General features: G+C 68.9%; 17 protein-coding genes and 1 pseudogene. 8 read left to right on the forward strand and 10 right to left on the reverse strand.

Annotated elements, in window-relative coordinates; genetic code table 11:
• Positions 1-22: 22 nt before the first annotated feature.
• Both ABH925_RS09735 and ABH925_RS09740 read right to left on the reverse strand, forming a co-directional pair.
• Positions 23-238, reverse strand: coding sequence for a hypothetical protein (locus ABH925_RS09735; RefSeq protein ID WP_370146898.1), 216 nt, complete (start codon positions 236-238; stop codon positions 23-25).
• Positions 235-366, reverse strand: a complete 132-nt coding sequence (locus tag ABH925_RS09740; protein ID WP_370146899.1) for a hypothetical protein — start codon at positions 364-366, stop codon at positions 235-237. Before ABH925_RS09740 ends, ABH925_RS09735 begins: the two co-directional genes overlap by 4 nt.
• A gap of 223 nt (positions 367-589) precedes the next feature.
• On the opposite strand from ABH925_RS09740, the gene ABH925_RS09745 reads away from it, so the two are divergent.
• A complete protein-coding gene (locus tag ABH925_RS09745; RefSeq protein ID WP_370146901.1) occupies positions 590-1510 on the forward strand; it encodes a phytoene/squalene synthase family protein in 921 nt (306 codons plus the stop codon).
• 64 nt (positions 1511-1574) lie between these two features.
• Here ABH925_RS09745 and ABH925_RS09750 read toward each other — a convergent pair whose 3' ends face one another.
• Both ABH925_RS09750 and ABH925_RS09755 read right to left on the reverse strand, forming a co-directional pair.
• Positions 1575-2189, reverse strand: coding sequence for a hypothetical protein (locus ABH925_RS09750; protein WP_370146903.1), 615 nt, complete (start codon positions 2187-2189; stop codon positions 1575-1577).
• A 296-nt stretch (positions 2190-2485) separates the two neighbouring features.
• Positions 2486-6112 carry a discoidin domain-containing protein gene (locus tag ABH925_RS09755; protein WP_370146905.1) on the reverse strand — a complete coding sequence of 1209 codons (3627 nt, stop codon included), beginning with the start codon at positions 6110-6112 and terminating at the stop codon, positions 2486-2488.
• Between the two features lie 375 nt (positions 6113-6487).
• Here ABH925_RS09755 and ABH925_RS09760 point away from each other — a divergent pair, with 375 nt between their 5' ends.
• Positions 6488-9277, forward strand: a complete 2790-nt coding sequence (locus tag ABH925_RS09760; RefSeq protein ID WP_370146906.1) for a discoidin domain-containing protein — start codon at positions 6488-6490, stop codon at positions 9275-9277.
• 43 nt (positions 9278-9320) lie between these two features.
• Here ABH925_RS09760 and ABH925_RS09765 read toward each other — a convergent pair whose 3' ends face one another.
• Positions 9321-10037, reverse strand: a complete 717-nt coding sequence (locus tag ABH925_RS09765; RefSeq protein WP_370146907.1) for a VOC family protein — start codon at positions 10035-10037, stop codon at positions 9321-9323.
• Between the two features lie 726 nt (positions 10038-10763).
• On the opposite strand from ABH925_RS09765, the gene ABH925_RS09770 reads away from it, so the two are divergent.
• Positions 10764-11237: a hypothetical protein gene (locus ABH925_RS09770; RefSeq protein ID WP_370146908.1), complete on the forward strand. Its 474-nt coding sequence runs from the start codon at positions 10764-10766 to the stop codon at positions 11235-11237.
• Between the two features lie 84 nt (positions 11238-11321).
• The gene (locus tag ABH925_RS09775) at positions 11322-11855 is read left to right on the forward strand and encodes an IS5 family transposase (protein WP_370147135.1); all 534 of its coding nucleotides are present in this window, start codon (positions 11322-11324) and stop codon (positions 11853-11855) included.
• 86 nt (positions 11856-11941) lie between these two features.
• Here ABH925_RS09775 and ABH925_RS09780 read toward each other — a convergent pair whose 3' ends face one another.
• A complete protein-coding gene (locus tag ABH925_RS09780) occupies positions 11942-12367 on the reverse strand; it encodes a hypothetical protein (protein ID WP_370146909.1) in 426 nt (141 codons plus the stop codon).
• A gap of 177 nt (positions 12368-12544) precedes the next feature.
• On the opposite strand from ABH925_RS09780, the gene ABH925_RS09785 reads away from it, so the two are divergent.
• Positions 12545-13699, forward strand: a complete 1155-nt coding sequence (locus ABH925_RS09785; RefSeq protein WP_370146910.1) for a helix-turn-helix transcriptional regulator — start codon at positions 12545-12547, stop codon at positions 13697-13699.
• A gap of 437 nt (positions 13700-14136) precedes the next feature.
• Here ABH925_RS09785 and ABH925_RS09790 read toward each other — a convergent pair whose 3' ends face one another.
• A complete protein-coding gene (locus tag ABH925_RS09790) occupies positions 14137-14742 on the reverse strand; it encodes a dihydrofolate reductase family protein (RefSeq protein WP_370146911.1) in 606 nt (201 codons plus the stop codon).
• A 314-nt stretch (positions 14743-15056) separates the two neighbouring features.
• On the opposite strand from ABH925_RS09790, the gene ABH925_RS09795 reads away from it, so the two are divergent.
• The gene (locus tag ABH925_RS09795) at positions 15057-15209 is read left to right on the forward strand and encodes a hypothetical protein (protein WP_370146912.1); all 153 of its coding nucleotides are present in this window, start codon (positions 15057-15059) and stop codon (positions 15207-15209) included.
• Positions 15210-15372: 163 nt separating this feature from the next.
• Here the strand turns inward: ABH925_RS09795 and ABH925_RS09800 are convergent.
• Positions 15373-15495: pseudogene (locus ABH925_RS09800) on the reverse strand (MerR family DNA-binding transcriptional regulator); the annotation flags it as partial.
• A gap of 282 nt (positions 15496-15777) precedes the next feature.
• Positions 15778-16689 carry an NADP-dependent oxidoreductase gene (locus tag ABH925_RS09805; RefSeq protein ID WP_370146913.1) on the reverse strand — a complete coding sequence of 304 codons (912 nt, stop codon included), beginning with the start codon at positions 16687-16689 and terminating at the stop codon, positions 15778-15780.
• A 101-nt stretch (positions 16690-16790) separates the two neighbouring features.
• Here ABH925_RS09805 and ABH925_RS09810 point away from each other — a divergent pair, with 101 nt between their 5' ends.
• Positions 16791-17318, forward strand: coding sequence for a MarR family winged helix-turn-helix transcriptional regulator (locus tag ABH925_RS09810; RefSeq protein WP_370146914.1), 528 nt, complete (start codon positions 16791-16793; stop codon positions 17316-17318).
• 208 nt (positions 17319-17526) lie between these two features.
• Entirely contained in the window at positions 17527-18474 is a 948-nt protein-coding gene (locus ABH925_RS09815; RefSeq protein WP_370146915.1) for an AEC family transporter, read from the forward strand.
• 107 nt (positions 18475-18581) lie between these two features.
• Here the strand turns inward: ABH925_RS09815 and ABH925_RS09820 are convergent, their stop codons facing one another.
• Positions 18582-20126, reverse strand: a complete 1545-nt coding sequence (locus ABH925_RS09820; RefSeq protein ID WP_370146916.1) for a protein kinase — start codon at positions 20124-20126, stop codon at positions 18582-18584.
• Between the last annotated feature and the right edge of the window lie 193 nt (positions 20127-20319).

Here is a 20319-nt window from a genome sequence, read left to right on the forward strand (position 1 = left end):
CACCGGGGACGGGCGCCCGGGGTCAGGCGCGGCAGCGCAGCATCGTCAGCGGGGGGTTGGCCGCGTAGTCGTCCCAGAGGTCCCTGCCGTACTCGCGCACGCCGGCGGCGGAGACCTCCAGGGGAACCCAGGTGAGCTCGTTGAATCCGGCCGCCCGCAGGCACTTCTCCAAGACCTCGCGGCTCGGCGGGTTGGCGACGAACGAGATCGGCGGGTCGAGGAGCGCGGTGATCCTCACGCGCGGCCCGATCTGTTCACGTCGCCGACGAGGGCGAGGAAGCCGGGCACCTCCGCGTAGCGCGCGAGCGGGAGGGTCTTGAAGCCCTCGAACGCCTCGCCGATCTCGTCGTACAGCTGACCGCTCATCGTGCTGTTCCCCCTCTGCCCCTGGTGTCGGCCTTCGGTGCGGGCCGCGACCCCTGGCCGGAAGTCTCCCTCTCGTCGCCCGGGGCGGCGTACTGGCGGAAGACCCAAATTTGCCGTGGCTGCGGCCGGTTCGGTCTTCATGTTCGCCCGGTCGATCCACTGACGATCCGTGACCCGCCGGGTGGAGACCGATGCCGGCGGCCGGCGTGGAATGCTAGGCCGGGTGACCACGTGGCGCAGGACCCTGGACAGTGCCGGCATCGTCGATCCCGTCCTGCGGGAGGACTACTCGCAGGCGCGGACGAGCGTAGCCCGGTACAAACGTGACGCGTACTTCGCTACGCGTCTGCTGCTGCCGAGCGCGCTCGTGCCCCACGTCCTGGTGGCGACAGCCTTCATGCACCACACCGACAACCTGCTGGACTCCGGGCCCGTCGACAGTCGTGCCGAGGCATACCAGGCCTGGGAGGGTGACGTCCGCGCCGGTCTTGGGGGCGCAGGCAGCGAGATTCCGCTGGTGCGAGCGCTGGCCGACAGTTCGGAGGTTCATCAGCCGCTCCGGGCACACGTCGAGGGGTTCCTCGACACGGCCGCGAGCGACTTGAACTTCCCCGGATTTGATACTGAAGAGGACTACCAGCGGTATATCGACGCCTACTCCCTCCCGGCACTGATGGTCGTGGCCTGCCTGCTGGCGCCGCAGAGCGACGAGGTGGATCCCGCTGAATACCGTGCAGCCTGCCGGACCTACATCGACGGGAGCCAACGGCTCGACTTCGTCAATGACCTTGCCGAGGACCTCGAAGCCGAGCGATTCACGGTGCCTGGTGATGTGCTCAAGGAACACCGGGTCACCCGAGGCGAGTTGGAGGGCCGCAAGGACACCCCACAGGTCCGCGCGCTCCTGGCGCACCTGCTGGGTCAGGCTCGTGAGAGCCTGGTTGCCGGCCGTGCGCTTGCAGATCTGACCCCTGCCGCCAACCGCCCGCTGGTCCGGGCGCTGGTCGAGCTCGACCTGTTGACAGCTGACGGCGCCGTCGCCAAGGGCGCCGGCCTGCTGAGCGGGTCAGCCCGGCCATCCGTACCGGCAGCGCTACGTCTCCTGCTTCGTGAATACCGCCTCGCACGCCGGTACCGGGCCTGACCGGCCCCCCGTGCCGCTCGACTCCCTTGACCAGGCCTACCGCTACGGTCGTGTCGAAGTGGTGTCACCGCTGGTCACGGTCGGCCTCGTCCTGATGCCGGGTCTGACGAGCGCGGTCCAAGGCCGCCTGGACCTCGCGGTGGCCGGTTTCCTCCCGGGACCAGATGCGTGTCCGGCGGCGCTGGGGGTTCGTGCGGTCCCAGCTGTCGACGTCCAGGACAGCCACGGTCTGCGAGAGCCGCCAGCGCGAAGTACGCCATGAGGCTTCAGGCACCTCGACGAGGTCGTCGAGAAAGTCGGCAGCCCTCGCGAGATCAGCGGCGACCGGCCAGGGCCGCCAGGTCGCGACGGTGTCGGTGAGGGCGTGCGACTCGATCAAGTGCGGGATCGAGGGGGCGAGCGGAAGGTAGGGACTGCCGCCGTCCACGTCGGTGCCCACGCTACCGTCGGTGTGGAGCAGGTCTCGGCAGGGCTTCGACACGTGCTCGCCGGCCCACTCGAAGGACCATCCCCCTCCGCCGCGATCCTGCCGGGCCCGCGTGTTCAGGCCGAAGTGGTTGTACTCCCACTGGTAGGACCCCTCGTACCGCTCCCTGTTCACGACCAGGCTGTGCCGCACGTCGTAGCGGAGCCCGCCGTACTTCTGCTCGAAGCCCTCGCATCGGATGATGAGATCCATGGGAGCCGGAACCAGCTCGCCCGTGTGATCGCGTACGAGCCAGAGCTCTGCCGGCGCATCGAACCGGGTGGGAGCCTCACGCCGACCTGTGCGGCGCAGGAAGTCCTGTGCCCGGGGCGAGAGTTCGGATGGTTCTTCCAGGATGTGCATCCTGAACTTCATTTCCAAGGGGAAGGGTGGGACCACCGGAGTCCCACGATACCGGTCAGCCCGGGCGCTTGGCTGGGCCGGGCCGGGTGTGGCCGGCCCGGGCCGCATGACGGCACTGTGATGTGCCGTCATGCGGCGTGGAGCTACTACGGGTTGTTGGTGATGGTGAACGTGGTGGTCGGGTTGTAGATGTCGACGTAGTTGTTGCTCTCGACCAGGTGGTTGAAGGTCACCGAGCCCACCGCCGGGCCCTGGTTCGACTCCGGCAGGGGGTTGGCCCAGATGCCGTACCCGGACTTGGCGTTGTAGGCGTCACCGCTCTGCTGCGCGCCGGTGACGGAGACGCCGGTGAAGACGGTGTCCGTGACGGGATTGAGCGCGGTGCCTCCCGAGTAGTCGGTCTGGAACATGATTCCGGCGTAGGTCGGATCGGTGATGTCCACGTTGTTGACCCGGATGCCCTGGAAGGGCTGGGTCGCGGAGAACACCCAGATCGCCGGGAAGACCTGGCCGCCCCAGAAGTGCCCGCCGTCGCGCACCAGGGAGACGTTCTGGATGGTGGTGGGCTGGGTGCCGAACCCCTGGAAGGGGTAGCCGAAGTTCAGCGAGCTGATGGTGATGCCCGCGTAGGTGAGCGTGTCGGCGACGTACAGGTTCTGCAGGGTGTTGTTCTCGCCGCCGTAGACGGCGACGCCGGCCGCCCGCCACGGGGTGAGCGCGGTGAGGTTCTGGAAGGTGTTGCCGCTCAGGTCCGAGGAGTTGTGGTCCTGTGCCGCGAACAGCGCGAAGCTGTCGTCGCCGGTGGAGCGGGCCTCGTCATTGCTGACCAGGTTGTTCTCGCTGCCGTTGGTGAGGTTGATGCCGTCCGCGAAGGTGTCGCGGATGCGCATGTTGGTCGCGGTCAGCCCGGTGACATGGGTGCCCCAGATCGCCACGACCTGGTGTTCGATCCAGATGTTGTCGATGGTGATGTTGGAGACGTCGGTCAGGTCGAAGACCTTGCCCGGGCCGTCGATCCGCTGGGTGTAGTCGCCGAACCAGCCGAAGCCGCCGAAGGAGGAGCCGTTGGCGCTGGTCTGCACGGTCCAGCCGACGTCGGTGTTGTCCTGCGTGGTGGGGGCGTTGAACTGGGTGTACCAGGGGCCGGCGCCGATCACCTTGACGGCCTTGCCGTACACCTGGAACTTGCTGGAGGTCTGGTACTGCCCTGCGGGCAGGTAGACCCCGACGAGCTTGCCGGTGGTGTCCTGGCGTACCTGGTCCAGTGCGTTCTGCACGTCCTGCTGGGCGAAGCCGGCCGGGGTGACATAGGAGGTCGGGTCCGGGTTGGCGACCGGGGCGACCTGCTCGGTGTTGATGTAGTCGATGGCGTACTGGGAGGTGTTGGCGGCGTCCTTCTGCAGCCTGATGACGCTCCCCGCCGGAACGGTCTGGTTGAGCATCACATGCGCCTCGTCGTAGATGTGGCGGGGCGATCCGGCGCTGGGGTCGTTGCCCGGACTCGTCTCCGCCCCGTACAGCCAGGCGTAGTGCGAGGTGAGCGTGATGGCCTGCAGGAAGCTGCCGTTGACGTAGACGTCCAGGGTGGCGGTGGTGCCGCCGCCCCCGGGGGCATCGGGGATGGAGAAGCGGGTCACCAGGGTGTTGGTGCCGGCCCGGGTGGACCACTGGACGTAGGAGCCGGTCGAGTCCAGGGTGACGGCCTTGCGTCCGGAGGCCTCGCCGGCGATGTCGCCGATGGTGCGGTTGGGGCCGACGACCGCTGCTCCGCCGCCGATCTGGCCGTCGGAGGCCGCGTAGACGTCATACGGCATGTTGGCGCCGCGGCCGACGAACAGCGAGGTGTCACTGGTGTTGTTGCCCTGCTTGATCGGCAGCTCGTTGGCGTCCACGGCCAGCACGGTGTGCAGGGTGTACTTGCCGTTGGCCGCGGTCCAGCTGCCCAGGTTCACCGGGGGAGCGGTGGCGCCGGGGGCGAGGATGCCGGTGTAGGCGCCGGTGAGCGTGGCGAGTGTGTTGCCGGTGCCGTCGAGCAGGGTGAGCGTGATGCCGTGGGCTCCGTCGGCGGTGGCGATGGTGCCCTGGTTCTTCATGGTCACCGAGAAGTTGACGGTGTTGCCCGCGGCCGGGTTGTTCGGTGTCCAGTTGACGCCGGAGGCGATCAGGTCGGAGCTCTGGACCGGGGTGACGACCAGGTTGTCGGGGTTGGTGTAGGTGTTGTTGGCGTAGGAGAGTTCGACGATGCTCTGCGCCTCGTCGACCTTGGCGGTCAGCTGGTAGCTGCCGGCGGTCTGGGCGCCGATGGCTGCCGACACCGTGGTGGACGCGCCGGCCGCCAGTGCGCCGACGGTGGCGGTGCCGACCTTGGTGCTGCCGAGGTAGAAGTTGACGTTGGACGCGGGGGACGCGGCGGTGCCGATGTTGGCGACGGTGGCGGACACGGTGACCGGATCGGTCTCCACCGGCGTGGCCGGGGACCAGGACGAGCCGGTGACGGTAAGGTCCGGGTTGGGTGCGGGGGTGCCGATCACCTGGAGCTCGGCGACCTGGCCGCCGGGGGCTCCGCTGTTGCTGGTGATGCTGAGCTCCACGTCCGCGACGCGGGCGCTGACCGGGATGGTGACGGAGTTGCCGGTGCTGGGGTCGAAGGTGTACGTCTGGGCGGCGGAGATGCTGGTGAAGCCGGTGGCGCTCTGCTCGCGGCCGAGCACCTGGATGGTCTGGGTACGGGCGGACCAGATGGCGGCCGGGTTGAGCTTCACGACCACGGAGGTCAGGTCGGCGTTCGCGCCCAGCTTGACGGTGAGCCGGCTCGGGTAGGTCGAGCCCTCGAAGTAGGTGGTGAGATCACCGTCGTTCGCGTTGGCCGGGACGTAGGTGTAGGTGTTGGCGGTCCCGGTGATGGGCTTGCCGAGCGCCAGGTTGGTGCCCCCGCCGCTGCTTCCGGTGCGGGTGACGGTGTTGCTGGCCGGCGACTGGTTCCCGGCGGCGTCGTGTGCCGTGACGTAGTACGACACGGTCGCGGTGTCCGGCTGGCTGTCGGTCCACGTCAGCGTACTTCCGTCGACCGTGGTGGCCAGGGCGCCGTTGCGGTAGACGTCGTAGCCGGTGACGCCGACGTTGTCGGTCGACGCGCGCCAGGTCAGGGTGATCTGGCCGGACTGCGGCTGGGTGTAGGCCAGGTTGCCGGGCGCGGTGGGCGGCGTGGTGTCGCCGCCGCCCGGGCCGTACACCTCGAACTCGGAGATCTGGCCGGCGGGCCAGCCGGTGTTGGCGGTGATCAGCAGCCGCAGAAAACGGGTGCTGGTGGCCGTGAAGTTGATGGTCACCGTGCTGTTGGTGACCGGGTCGAAGGTGTACCCGGCGGAGGGGACCACGGTGCTGAAGCTGTTGCCGTCGGTGCTGCCCTGGACGGACAGGGTCTCGGTGCGGGCTGCCCAGCCCGAGACCGGGAGCGTCAGCACCACCTGGTTGACGCTGGTCGTCGCCCCGAGGTCGACCTGCAGCCACTGCGGGAAGGCGTTGTCAGTGCTCTCCCAGTAGCTGGACTGGTTGCCGTCGTTGGCGTTGGACGGCGTGTAGTTCTGGGTGTAGCCGCTCGCGCTCATGGTCTTTCCGGCCGCCAGGTTGGTGCCGGTGGCGGCGGTCGCGGGGGCGGCGTGCAGCAGCGGAAGCATGGCGGCCAGCAGGCCGGCCAGGGCGAGCACGGCTGTCCGTAGCCTGCGCAGCCGCCGTGGGTCCTGCGGTCCCTGGGGTCGTCCTCGTCGTCTCATCCTCGTCCTCGGCTCCTTCGCGGTGGGGGCGGTGCTGGCGCGAGGGGTTGGGAGTGCACTCAGTGAGCAGCTGCGCCGACGCGGAAAATCTCAGCATCGACCCTGACTGGCAACTGCTTGCTGATAGAAATTTGCAGCTAACTGACAGGAAGTTACAGAGATGCCATGCTTGCGTCAAGAGAGGGCTTGGCCTCCCGGCTGATGGACAGCGACGGCTCTGCTCGCTAGGGCATGGCTCGATGTCGTGGAATTGTGCAACCAGTATCGAATATTTGCGCGGATGTGACGCAGCATTGCACCTGAGTGGCTGTCAGGTTACGTTCATCTCGGCATGCGACTTCCGGCCGACGTGTGCACCGCCAGGGAGGGCTCTCGATGAAACGACCACCGAACGTCGGCCTGCGCCGCTGGTTGAGTGCGGCGGTGGCGGTGCTGCTCACCGGCTGTGCACTCGTCGCGTCAAGCACGGCGCCGGCCGCCGCAACTCCCGCTGCCGCGCGGGCTGCGGCCTCCGGCGTGGGGGCGACGGTGCCGTTCACCAGCTTCGAGGGCGAGGCGGGCACGCTTGCCGGCGGCGCCACCGTCGTGTCGTTGACCTCGCCACCGACCACGCAGTACTCCAGTGCGGCCGTGGAAGCCTCCGGCCACGCGTACGTACAGCTCACCGGCACCGGGCAGAGCGTGCAGTGGACGAACACCACCGGCGCGCCGATCAGTGCGGTCAACCTCCGCGAGAGCATCCCTGACTCCGCGACGGGTGGTGGCACCACCGCGACGCTCGACCTCTACGTCGACGGCACGTTCCGGCAGGCGCTGAACCTCAACTCCAGGCAGAGCTGGTTCTACGAGAGCAGCAGCGACTACAACGGCAGCAGCCAGAACCCGGCCGACGGCAACCCCCGGCAGTACTTCGACGAGTCGCACACGTTCATCACCGGCGCGCCGATCGCCCCCGGCAGCACCCTGACGCTGCAGAAGGACGCTGCGAACACGGCCGCGTTCTACTACATCGACGTCATCGACGTGGAGAAACCGCCGGCACCGATCGCCCAACCGGCCAACTCCCTCTCCATCACCGACTGCGGCGCGGTGGCTGACGACACCCCGACGAACGGTTCCGCCGACAGCGGCGCCGTCGACAGCACCGCGGCCATCCAGAACTGCATCAACCAGGCCCAGACCCAGAAGAAGGTGCTCTGGATCCCCGCGGGTACGTTCTACCTCAAGGGCACTGCGGGCCTGAGCGCCCAGGGCATCACCATCGCCGGCGCGGGCGTCTGGTACAGCACGATCTACCGTGACGTCCCGCTGCCCAACAACGTCGGCCTGGCCGCCCTGTTCGACCTGACCTCCTGCGTGGTCCAGGACTTCCACCTCGACTCCGACGCCACCAGCCGCGCCACCGTCGACGGCGGCGGCGGTGCCATGGACACCTCCGGCAGCAACTGGGTCGCCAACGACATCTGGAGCCAGCACGTCGAGTCCGGCTTCTGGGCGTCCGGCACCGGCGGCACGGTCGAGAACAGCCGCCTCACCGCGATCTGGGCCGACGGCATCAACCTCAACAACGTGTCGCTGAACAACTCCGTCGGCAGCAACCTGACCGCGACCAACAACTTCGTACGGAGCACCGGCGACGACGGAATGGCCATCAACTCGGTCAACTACAACACCGACGCCAACGGCAACAAGACCTACTACACGCCGATGTCGCACATCACGATGACGCACAACACCGTGATCGCGCCCTGGGGCGGCAAGGGCATCGGCATCTACGGCGGCAGCAACCAGGACGTCGAGTACAACTACATCGCCGACACCGCCCGCTACATCGGCCTGGGCGCCGGCCGCTTCGGCGTCAACGGCAACGACCTGCTCACGGCCACGGTCAACGGCAACGTGATCGTCCGCTCCGGCGGCAACGGCTACAGTCAGGGCCAGCCGGCCCTGCAGATCGGCAACGGCGGCGACGGCCAGAACGTCGGTGTGGTCGACCACGTCACCGCCACCAACAACACCGTCGTCAACGCGCTGTACGACGGCATCGGCTTCTCCACGTCCACGAACACGCTGCTGCAGAACAACACGGTCACCGCGCCGTGGCGCAACGGCATCGTGATCGCTCCGCCGTTCTATCCCGCGCCCACCGGATCGGCTGCCATCACCGGCAACACCGTCACCGGCCTGGGGTCCGGGATGTCGCCCTTCCTCAACAACTCCAGCGGCTTCACCGCGACCGCGAGCGGCAACAGCTGGCAGGGTGGCAGCCCGGAAGGACCGTACGGTGGCAGCGCCGCCGCCGTCCCCGGCGTCGTCCAGGCGGAGAACTACGACACGGGCGGCCAGGGCGTCGGCTACGACGTCACCTCCGTCAACGGCACCGCCAACGGCTACCGCTCCGACGGTGTCGATCTGGAGACGACCACGGATACCGGCGGCGGCTACGATCTCGGCTGGACCACGGGCGGCCAGTGGTTCCGCTACACGGTCAGCGTCGCCACGGCCGGCACCTACACGGTCGGCATGAGGGTCGCCGCTCCCGGCGCCGTGACCGACGCCCTGCACCTGTCCGACGCCGCGGGAACCAACCTGAGCGGCAACATCGACACACCGGCCACCGGCGGTTGGCAGAACTGGGGCACCGTCACCAGCCAGGTGACGCTGCCCGCCGGGCAACAGGTCCTGACCGTCAACGAGGACAACGGCGGCTGGAACGTCAACAGTCTGCAGTTCGCCGCGGCCGGCAGTGTCAGCACCAATCTCGCCGCGGGCCGGCCGACCGCCGAATCGTCGCAAACGGACGTGTACGCGTCGTCGAACGTGACCGACGGCAACCAGAACTCGTACTGGGAGAGCACCAACAACGTGTTCCCCCAGTGGGTCCAGGTGGATCTGGGATCGTCCCAGTCAGTGAGCCGGGTGGTGCTCCAACTGCCCGCCACCTGGGGCGCACGCGACCAGACGCTGTCCCTGCTCGGCTCGACGGACGGGTCGACCTTCACCACGGTGCAGCCGTCGGCCGACTACACCTTCACGCCGTCGGCCGACAACACCGTCACGATCACGTTCCCAGCGACCTCGCAGCGGTACTGGCGGGTCGGCATCACCGCCAACACCGGCTGGCCCGCCGGCCAGATCTCCGAGTTCCAGATCTGGAACCAGTAGTCGACACCCGCCTATGACGCACAGCCCATCCGACAGCAGTCTCCTACCGGGACGCCTGTACGGAGAACTCGTTGCCGTCGGGGTCAAGCATCAGCACCCGGCTGCCTTCGCCGATGCCGGTGCGGGTCGCTCCGAGCGAGATCAGGCGGTCGACCTCCACCTCCCGGTCGGCGTCGGCGGGCAGTGCCAGCTCGAACTGCAGCCTGTTCGGGCCCGTCTTCGGCGCCACCGGGGGACCGCCCCACGTGATTTTCGTACGGCCGTTCGGCGATTGGATCGCGGTCTCCTGGTCCTGGTCCCAGACCAGCGGCCACCGCAGCACCTCGCTCCAGAAGTAGCCGACTTCCCGGGTACCGTCGCAGGCCAGCGCGCCGATGAAGCCGGTGTCGGCGAGGAACGTGTTGCCGGCACCGATGACGCAGAACTCGTTGCCGTCCGGATCGGCGAGCACGACGTGCCCCTCTGCCGGGAGCTGGCCCACGTCGATGTGCTTCCCGCCGAATTCCAGCGCCCTGGCCACTGTTTGTTGCTGGTCTTCCGGGGAGGTGCTCGTCAGGTCGAAGTGTGCCCGGTTCTGGCCGGTCTTCGGCTCCTGGCTCGGCAGGAAACGGATGCGGAACCCGGCGGCGTCGGGAGGCAGGATCGCGACGTCGTCGTCCGGACCGCCCGCCGACTCCCAGCCCAGGACCCCGGACCAGAACCGTGCCAGGTCCGACGGCCGGGTCGCATTGAAGCAGATCGCGAACAGTTGGCTGGTCATACCCCGTGCATCTCCGATCCACTGACGGTCGATACGGGGCGTCGACCTCCCCGAGGGCGCAGCCTAGAGTGCGACCGCGGCACCCGCATTCGAGTTTCCGTCGAGGGGATCCGGGCCTGTGCAACATGGCCGCCGTGCGGCGGACGCCGCGCTGCAGTGGGGTGTCCTGCTGGACTGCGGCGAGGCGCCTCCTGCCCTCGCCACCGTGCCCGACCATGCCGGAGGGTTCCACCCATCCGATGCGGAGGCGCCGACCTCGGCGAGACGCTCCGCATAGCGACCGCTCAGCGGCGGCATGCCACCAGCCGGGCGGAGTGGGCCCGGAGATGATCGCGGTCGGCCGGTCGGGATGCAGCCCGAGACGACGAAGCAGGGGTGCAGGAAGCTGCCTGTTTCGTGGCTCCACCGTCGCCCTTCGTCCTCGGACGGCTTCGCGAGTGGCGCGCTGGACGTGCTGACAGCGACCTGGGAACGTGTGCCGCGATCCGGCTGGACGAGCTTTGCGGAACGGACGCCTGACGCGGCTCGTGCCGTTGCCCGGTCACTGATCCTCCCGATCCGATCGAACGGCCCGTCGTGCCAGCGCCAGCCGGCGGCGCCGTCGTTGTGGACCGGGAGCATGAACTCGGCCGCCCGGCGGCCTGACCTCCTTGCCGGCCGAGGCGCTCTACACATGAAGGGGTTCGGGGTCCATGCTCGAAGCTCAGGCACACTTGAGGGGGATCCATGATCACACGCACCGCCCGCACACTGGCCGCGGCAGCGCTTGCCGCGGCCAGTGTCGGCCTCGGGGCCGTCGGCACCGCGCAAGCGGCTACGGCCAGTTGCGGCTACATCAACATCGGCTCGCCGGGCAACGTCAACCTGCACGGGATGTACGCCGGCCAGGTCGAGCAGATGTACAACACCTGCAACGGCTACACCTGGGCGCACTTCCAGTGGGCCACGCCCTACCAGCAGGGGCCCTACCGGAGCGACACCGTGTTCGTAAGCATCATTTCGTCGAACAACGGAGGCCAGGTGACCGGCCCCGTCTCGACGGCCGTCAAGGACGTCGACTCGCCGGGGATGTACATCCACGATGCCACCCCGGACACGTTCATCGCCTACGCGCAGGTCAGCTGCGCCGCCGCGTGGGGCACCTGGCATGCGTACGCGAACGGCGCGAACTGGGGCGGTCCGGCACCGTACTCCTGCTGAACAGTCGTAGCCGACCGAGCCAGGAGGCGGTGACGCCCGAGGCCAACGCTCAAAGGGGGCCCGGACCGTGGAACACCAGGCCGAATCGCCGTGGCAGAGCCTGGCCGCCCGGCTGGTGGAGGTGGTGCGGGAGGTGAGGGCCTGGGCCGCTCGGGGGGAGGCTTCACCAGCAAGATCCACCTGAGTGCCGACGGCCGCTGCCGCCCGTTGTCCCTGATCGTCACGCCCGGACAGCGGGCCGACTGCACGCAGTTCGTGCCGGTGCTGGAGAAGATCCGGGTTCCCCGCCTGGGGCCCGGTCGGCCCCGCAAGAAGCCGGACAGCGTCGCAGCCGACAGGGCCTACAGCAACGGGCCGTGTCGTCAGTACCTATGGCAGCGCGGCATCCGGCACACCATCCCGGAGAAGGTCGACAGCCAGGCCGCCCGCCTGCGCAGAGGATCGCGTGGCGGACGACCACCGGGCTTCGACGAGGACCGGTACAAGCGCAACACCGTGGAACGGGCCATCAACAAGCTGAAGAACCACCGTGCGGTGGCCACCGGTTATGACAAGCGCGGCTACGTCTTCCTTGGTACCGTCACCGCAGCCGCACTCGCCATCTGGATCAGGTCGTGACTACAGCACCTGATTGAGCGGTCAACACGGCCTGCGCCCCCGTATCGACGTCGCTGCCCCATCAGGCGGCCTGGGGCCGGTACAAGTCACACCTCGTACGAGACGAACCCGTTCCACCACCAGTTCGAGCCATCCCACCACAGGGTGGAGTACTGGTTATACGTGTTGCCACCGCTGACGTACGAGTGATCGAAGATGTACTGGATCTCCCCGGGGTAGCTACCCGCCCCGGAAGGGGTCGCGTGGCCGTCGCACTCGTACGAGAATTGCCCGTTCCAGTAGTAGTTGTCCCCGTTCAGCTCCAGGGTCGAGTACTGGAAGTACGTGTGGCCGCCGCTGGTGTATGTGTGGTCGAAGGCGTAATAGTGGTTGAATCCGGAGCCGCTGTTGTAGCAGTAGGAAGGCGGCGTGTCCGCGCTCGCCGCTGGCGCTGCGGCGACCCCAGCAGCGGCACTGAGGGTCAGTGCGGTGGCGGCCACAATGGTCCGAATCGATCGACGGCTCGACTTCATGTCAGATCTCCCCCTCGTGGTTGACCAGCAGTCATCTCCGCTGGGCAGGACCCATCCTCATCGCTCTGGGCCGGCTGCTCCATGGCGCTCGTGTTGCGCTGGTGTGGCGTTCGCTGCGGCAGGTCCGTAGAATCGACCATGTACGGACAGGACGAGTCGGCTGCTCGGGGGAGCCAGGTGGCTGAGCCATTCGCGTCGGTTCTGCGGGAGTCCCGGCTCGGCGCCGGTCTGACGCAGGAGGAGCTGGCCGAACGATCAGGAGTGTCCAGGCATGCGATCAGCATGCTGGAATCGGGAGGACGGCGCCCGCGCCTCTCGTCGGTGACCGCGCTGGCAGACGGTCTCGGGCTGGATCCGACCGGCCGAGGCAGGCTTCTCGCCTCCGCGCGGAAGGTGGGCGGGCCGTCTGGCCTTGGCGCGTCTGCCGGCTCCGCAGTAGAACATCCATCCTTCCTCCTGGCGGGAGACGAGGCTCTTGCTGCGCGGATCGAGTCGGGCGGATCCCTGAGTGCCGATGTGGTCGACTCCTTCATGTCCCAGACCCAACTCCTGCGCACGCTGGACCGCCAGGTGGGAGCCGTCATCATGGGGGGCCAGGTGCAAGCCCATCTGGCAGCCTTGGAGGACTTGCTGGCCTTTAGCATGCTGCCCCAAACGCGGGACCGCCTCGCCCGGGCGGTCGTCGGCGCGGCCGCGCTGGCTGCCTGGCAGGTACTCGACCTTGGAAACACCCAGCGTGCCTGGCAGCTGTACGAGTTGAGCAAGGGGGCGGCAGCCCGGGCGGATGACCCGATGTACCTTGCATACGCCATGACTGCCCAGGCCCCTGTACTGACGGCAGTGGGAAAGCCCGACCTGGCCGTCGAGCTGATCCAGGAAGCGCAGCGCTCAGTCGGGACCAAGGCGTCTCCTCGCCTTATGGCCTGGCTCCACGCCAGTGCGGCCGAAGCCCTCGCACATGCCGGCCGACGGGACGCAAGCATGCGAGCCGTGGACCGAGCCGCGGCCGTGCTCCCCCCTGGAGACGACGACTGGGACCTTGAGATGCCCGACGTCATCCTCAACGACCGCAATCTGATCCGCTGGCGCGGGTGCATGCTCGCCCAGCTCGACGAGGCCGCGATGAGCGAGTTGTACGACGCGCTTGCCAAGATCGACACGAAGTTCACCCGCGCGACCGCCAGCATGCACTTTCACATGGCCAAAGCCCACCTCGCCCATGGTGAGCGAGATCAGGCTGCGAACCACGCACGGCAAGCCAGGGGCCTCGCCGTGAGGATCGGCTCGGCCCGCAACCGTGCCCGGATCGACCGATTGTGTGCAGAGCTCTGAGATTTCGTCAGAAGCCGTTGCCGTACCGAACCATGGAACTGTGGGGCTGGGTGGGTTGGGCACCGTTGCGGAGTGCGTAGTCTCGCGCTATGCACTCACACTTGCGCTTTGAAAACCCTCCCGCTCTGCCGCATGACATGGTGGTCGAGACGTTGGAGCGGGCGCTCGCGGAGAGGGTGCATGAGCCCGAGGCAGCGAGCGTCCTGGTCGGGAGTGCGTTGAACGACGACGACAGGGAGTTCGTGGAGCGCTGGTGTTTGGAGGTCGGGACACGGGCCGCTTCGGGCAGCCCTCTGCTCGGACTGGCCGGAGGTCTTCGGCCGCCCGCCCCCCGTACTTGGGGTACAGGGAGGCGAAGCCGTCGGCGTTGAAGTTGTGCAGCACGTCCCGGACCCGGTCCGCGCTGGTGAAGCTGACCTCGGTTGCTTGATGCGACACTAGTAGCTGTCGTAGCGGGGCTTACCGTTCGGCCGGTAGACGCCGACGACGGTGCCGCCCTTCGTCGTCGAGACGCTGACCGGCTCCAGCGCGGTGGGGATCGCTCCGCCGGCGAACAGCCGCTTGCCGGTGCCGATGATCACCGGGTGGATGGTCAGCCGGTACTCGTCGACGAGTCCGTGATGCATGAGGGTCTGGGCGAGGTCGCCGCTGCCGACGACGTTGATGTCGCCGCCGGCGGACGCCTTCAGCCTGCGTAGTGCATCGACGATGTCGCCCTCCAGCAGCGTGGAGTTCCGCCACTCGACGGACGTCAGGGTCCGGGACGCCACGTACTTGTGCATGTTGTTCATCCGGTCGGTGAACGGGTTGCCGGGATCGGCGGTCGGCCAGTACGACGCGAAGATCTCGTACGTCCTGCGGCCGAGCAGCATCGCGTCGGAGTGCTCGTACCAACCGGCGATGGCCGTGCCGACCTCGTCGTCGGCCACCGGTTTCTGCCAGCCGCCGTGCTCGAAGCCGCTCCCGGCGTCCTCGTCCGGGCCGCCCGGGGCCTGCATGACGCCATCGAGCGTCAGGAACGTGCAAACGATGATCTTGCGCATGGTGTGCTCCCTTCGTCGACGGGTAGACGGTACGCCCGCCGGAAACTCATCGGCCGCACCTTAGTCGTTACGGGCGAGCGCAGGGGGCACGTCTGGAACATCAGCGGGGAGGGCGCGATGCCGTTCGGCTCGGCGTTCGGTTTCACCACGAGCGAGCCGGGTTCGCGGGGTGGGTGAGGCACTGGGCATTGAACGCCGGGTGGTTCGACGTCGACGGCTGAGACTCGGCTTCGAGCCCGCGCGGGCAGTACGGGCTGCGGTGCCCACTGGGTTGCGTTGCTGCGGGCGTGCGGTAGAACTGGAGCATGAGACCGGTGTTCGTCGCACTGTACGTGCTGGTGATGGTCGTGGTGGTCGTCGGCGTGGACGTGCTGTTCCTGCGCGACCGGTTCTGGCCGCGTCTGGCGGTGAACATCGGCATCGTCGTGGTCTTCGCAGCGGTCTACCTGCGTTTCCTGAAGTCCTAGCGCTCCGGCCCGCGTGCTGGTTCCAGCACAGCGCTGGGTACGAGGTCGCACTGGTGTCCGATTCGACCCCTTCGCGCGCAGCGGGACGACCTGACTGGCTCCCTCTCCACGCTGCCCGTCACACCGCCGGGGCTGATACCCGTACCCCCGCCGCATCCGCGCCGCGCCGGCCCCGGGGCCTGCACGAACTCGCCGCCGCTCGCTCGGAGTAGAACCGGATGGTCTTGACCGTCAGTCCGGTCCTGCGGGCCAGAGCCCCGATCGTGAAGAGTCCGTCGCCGTCCATGCCCCCACCTTCGTGTCTCCCCCTGATGGAGACTCAAGTCATCTTCTCTCCGCCCCGCCACCCCCCCCGGGGACCAGGACAGGCCGGGTTCGGCCGCGCGCCGGGTGTGCCGACGGCGGGCGGATGCGGCGCGCGACGGCACAGTGGCAGGCGCCGCTGCTGGGCAGGCGGGACCGCCAGGCACGGAGCCGGGCCACGGTGCGCTCCCGCTCGCTGGTCACCTGGTCCGGCTCGGCCGTCGTTCACGGACGATGCATGCGCTCGGATGGCAGGGAGCCTGCGTCATCCAGTGGTGAGGATGAGTTTCTCGTGTGCCTGACCGGTGTCGAGGAGTTCGTGTGCGTGTGCGGCGTCGTGCATGGGCAGGTGGCGCTGGGTGCGCAGCCGGAGTTTGCCGGATGCGAGCAGGGCCATGGTCTGGTCGAGGGCGTCCGGGGCGCGGTCCGGGGTGGGGGCGGAGAGCGCGACGCCGTAGTCGGCTGCGTGTTCGTCGGCGAGGGTGATGACGCGTGCGGGTCCGCCGGCGAGGTCGACCGCATCACCGAGCCCGCCCTTCCCGGCGGCGTCGAAGACGGCGTCGACCTTGCCGACGTGGGCGTGCACCTGCGCGAGGAGATCGGCCCCGTACGACACGGGGATCGCGCCGAGTTCGCGGGTGAGCTGCTCGTCGCGCGGTGCGGTGGCGCTGATGACGGTGAGGCCCTGGTCCATGGCGAGCTGGGTGGCGATCAGGCCCACCGATCCTGCGCCGCCGAGGACGAGCAGCGTCTCGCCGGGGGCGACGTGCAGCTGACGCAGGACGCCGACGGCGGCTTCTGCCGATGCCGGCAGCGCGGCGGCGTCGGCCCAGCTCACGCCGGCCGGCTTGGCCGTCCACGAGGAAGCGAGGGTATACTCGGCGTATCCGCCGAGGGCGGGCAGCTGGGCCGCGACCTCGTCGCCGATCGCCACGCCGGTGACGGAGGGGCCGAGCGCGTCGACGGTGCCCGCGGCCTCGAAGCCGAGGACCGCCAGGGGCGGCAGCGGGAACACCCGTTCCAGATCGCCGCGCCGGATCTTGAGATCGGTGGGACCGATCCCGGCGGCGAACACACGGATCCTGATCTGGCCCGGACCCGGCTCGGGCATCGTGGCCGGGGACCAATCGAGCACCTCGGGCGGCCCGTACTTCGTGAGCACTGCTGCGTACGGCATGGCTCTCCTCCCGGCCGCGGCGGCTTGCGCGAGATGATGTCGGGGAGTGCGCCGCGCGGTGGTGGCTGTGCTGATGCTGTCGAGGAGAAAGCTTAGGTGATATGTCACGTAAAGGCAAGTCGGCGCCGGTACCCGAGGGCGGATGGCTCGACGGCGACCAGCAGCGGGCGTGGCTGGCCTACATCCGGATCCAGCTGCGCCTGACGTACGAGATGAACCGCCAACTGCTCGCGGACAGCGGCACTTCGCTGGCCGACTACGACGTGCTCACGGCGCTGAGCGTCGCCGACGGCGGGCGGATGCCGGTCACCGTGCTCGCCGCCCATATCGGCTGGGAACGCAGCCGGGTCTCCCACCACGTGCGGCGGATGAGCACGCGAGGGCTGGTGACCTGCGGCCCGTCGGTCACCGACAAGCGCGTCACCGACGTGACCCTGAGCGAAGGCGGGCGGCAGGCCATCGAGCAGGCCGCACCCGGGCACGTCGATCTCGTCCGGCACATGTTCTTCGACGGCTTGCCGGCCGAGCTCATGGGGCCGCTCACGGAGGCGCTGGAGAGCGTGTACGCCAACATCATCGAACAGGGCACGCTGCCGCCGCCGGTCGACTGGCGCCCCACGCAGGACTGACCTCTCCCGGTCCGCTTCAGCGCTGCGGCAGTCAACACGTGATCACTCCAGGCCCGCGCGAATGTGGAACCGAGTGGCGGCGGGGGCGGTGGCCGGGGCCTGGATCGCCACGCGTAGCATCCGCGATCATGGTCTACACGAACAATGGCGTTCGACGGCCTCGGTGTCGGCTGGCCTCACGCGGATTCGCGCGGGAGGCCCGGCTGTCATGAGGCTCATATCCGCTTTCCTGCCGATCTGGTTGCTGGCCGCGGCCGGCTACGGTGCTCGGCGTCGCGGTCTGCTCGGGGAGGACGCGGCGTCGGTCCTGAGTCGCTTCGTCTTCCACCTGGCGATGCCGGCAGCGCTGTTCCTCACCATGTCCGCGACACCGCTGTCGAGCCTGTCCGTCCTGCCGCTGCTGGCCTTCACCGCCAGCACCGCCGCGGTGGTCGCGCTGAGCTGGCTGGCTGTCAGCCGCTGGTTCGGCCGCCCGGCTGCGGAAGGGCCGATCTGGGGTATGACCGCGGGGTATGTGAACTCCGCGAACCTCGGGATCCCGGTGGCTCAGCAGGTGCTGGGATCGGTGTCGTTCCTCGCCGAGGTCGTGCTGGTGCAGAACCTCCTCGTCACTCCCGTCATCCTGATCGCTCTGGACCGGGCGAGCGACTCGCAGGGGCGGATCCGGATGCGCCGGATCGCCTCCCTTCCGCTGCGTAACCCGGTCATCCTGGGCTCGGCCCTGGGGTTGGTCTGGTCGGTCTGGAGGCTGCCGGTCCCGCCGACGGCCCACGCCACACTGGCCCTGCTGGGAGCGGCGGCGGTGCCCGCCGGCCTGGTGGGGCTCGGCGCGTCGCTGTACGCCGCGCCACCCGTCGGGCAGCCGCGGCCGCTGCCCGGAGCGGCCCGGGCGGTCAAGCTGGAGCTGGCGGCGGTGGCGGCACTCAAACTGGTGGGGCAGCCGTTGCTTGCCCTGGTCATCGGACTGGCCTTGCACCTGACCCATGTGCAACTTCTGACGGTGGTGGTGTGCGCGGGACTGCCGACAGCCCAGAACACCTTCGTCTTCGCCCAGGAGTACGGGGTGGGCCAGGCCCTGGCCAACCGCGGCGTTGCGGTCACCACCGGACTGTCCCTCGCCACCCTGGCCGCCGCGGCCGCACTGCTCGGCCGCTGATCCCCAGCCGGGCGCAACGGCCGACGACGCCCTCGCCGCCGAGGCCGCCGAACGTCCGGCGTGTTCCCGGTGAGCGCCCGGGCCCGCTGCCCCAGCACGGGCCGGGCCTACCGCGGCCGGAAGTAGCTGGTGGTGGCATCGCTCCCGGTGACGGTGGCGACGCAGCGGAAGACACGCAGGCCGCTGGCCCACTCGGTCTGCGAGGGCGGGAGCACGTCGACGGTCCACTGGGCGGGCGGGATGCTCAGGGCCTTGCCCAGTCTGGACTTCGCCATGACGTCGAGGGAACAGAGCTTGCGCACCGAGGGGTGGTTCTCCAGTTCGTGCTGATTCATGGTCATCCCGTCCGCCGGAAGCGGGGCGATGGCGAAGGTCTCCCACGGATGGTCCACCAGGCAGTCCGAGCGGTTGACGGTGACGTCCCCGGCAATGGAGACCATGCCGCCCCAGCACTCGGCGGTGGTCGTGCAGCGGGCGTTGAGGCCGGCGACCGATGCGGCCGGGCAGTTCTGGATGGTTGTCGGTACGTTGAAGCCGGCATCGGCCGATGCCCCCGGGCTCTGCGCGCTCGCGCCACCCGGCGAGGGCGCGGCGGCCCCTGTGCTCGACCGCAGGTTCTCGGACACCAGCACCGTGGCCGCGCAGAGAACGGCCCCGGCCAGAGCCAGGATCGGGACGGCCCACCGCGGCCTCCGTCGGGTGCCTGCAGGGCCTTCCGCATCGACGGGCTGCGTTTGCACTCCGCTGCCTGCCCGTGGTGCTGGCAGGCTCGTCATCGTGGGTGGCGGTGGCGGTGGCACGTCCCGGGGCGAGTCGGCCGGCGCCGCCGCCGGGTGCAGGGAGACGGCGGCCAGCGAGTCCCGCAGTGCCTCGGCACTGGGAAGGCGGTGGGTGGGGTCCGGTGCCATCGCCTGCCGGAGGACATCGGTCAGCGCCGTGCTCACACCGGGCAGATCGGGTATGGGCGTGCCGTGCCGCGTGATGATTTCCGCCAGGCTCAGGCTGCCCTCGGGCGGGTGGTGCGGTGGGCGGCCGAGCACGAGCGCGTAGACGGTGGCGGCGAGCGAGTACACGTCCCCGGCAGGCGTGGGCTCGGCCAGCCGGAACGCCTCGGGTGGGGCGTACGCGGGAGTGAGCGCCTCCCTGGTCACGGACAGGTCGTGTCCCGGCCGGGGCATCGCCGCCAGGCCGAAGTCGGCGAGGGCGACGCCTCCGTACTGGTTGACCAGGATGTTGCCGGGCTTGATGTCGCGGTGCAGCACCCCGGCGGCATGCGCCGCGGCCAGCGCGTCCGCGATGCGTACCCCGATGTCCCACGCCTCCTGTGCCGGGAACGGACCGAACCGCCGGAGCCGGTCGCCCAGGGACCCGCCCGGACACAGTTCCAGCACCATGTACGGGCGCCCGTCCACGAGCACCCCGGCGTCGTACAGCGCGACCACGTGCGGGTGGCCCGACAACTGCCCGGCTGCGGTGACCTCGCGCATGAACCGCTGCCGGTCCCGGGCGGAGGACAGCACCCGGCTGTCGATCTTGAGTGCGACCTCCCGCCCCACGGCCAGTTGGCGCGCCCGGTACACAGTGGCGAAGCCGCCCTGGCCGAGGATACCGACGACCTCGTATCCGGGCAGGTCCACATAGTCGGTCCGCATGGTGTCGCATCTCCCGTGAGGCACTCCGGGAGTGGTGTCTGACCGGAGGCGAGATCCGAGACTGTAGTCCATGCCCAGCGCTGGTTCAAAGTCCCGGTGATCATGCACGACTGATGGTCCGTCGGCATCGGGTGACACCCAGGAGCGTGGTCAGGTCCTCGGTCGAGGCCCGCCAGGCCGACCAGCGCAGCCT

The sequence above is a fragment of the Streptacidiphilus sp. EB129 genome, from assembly GCF_041262645.1.
Lineage (GTDB): Bacteria > Actinomycetota > Actinomycetes > Streptomycetales > Streptomycetaceae > Streptacidiphilus.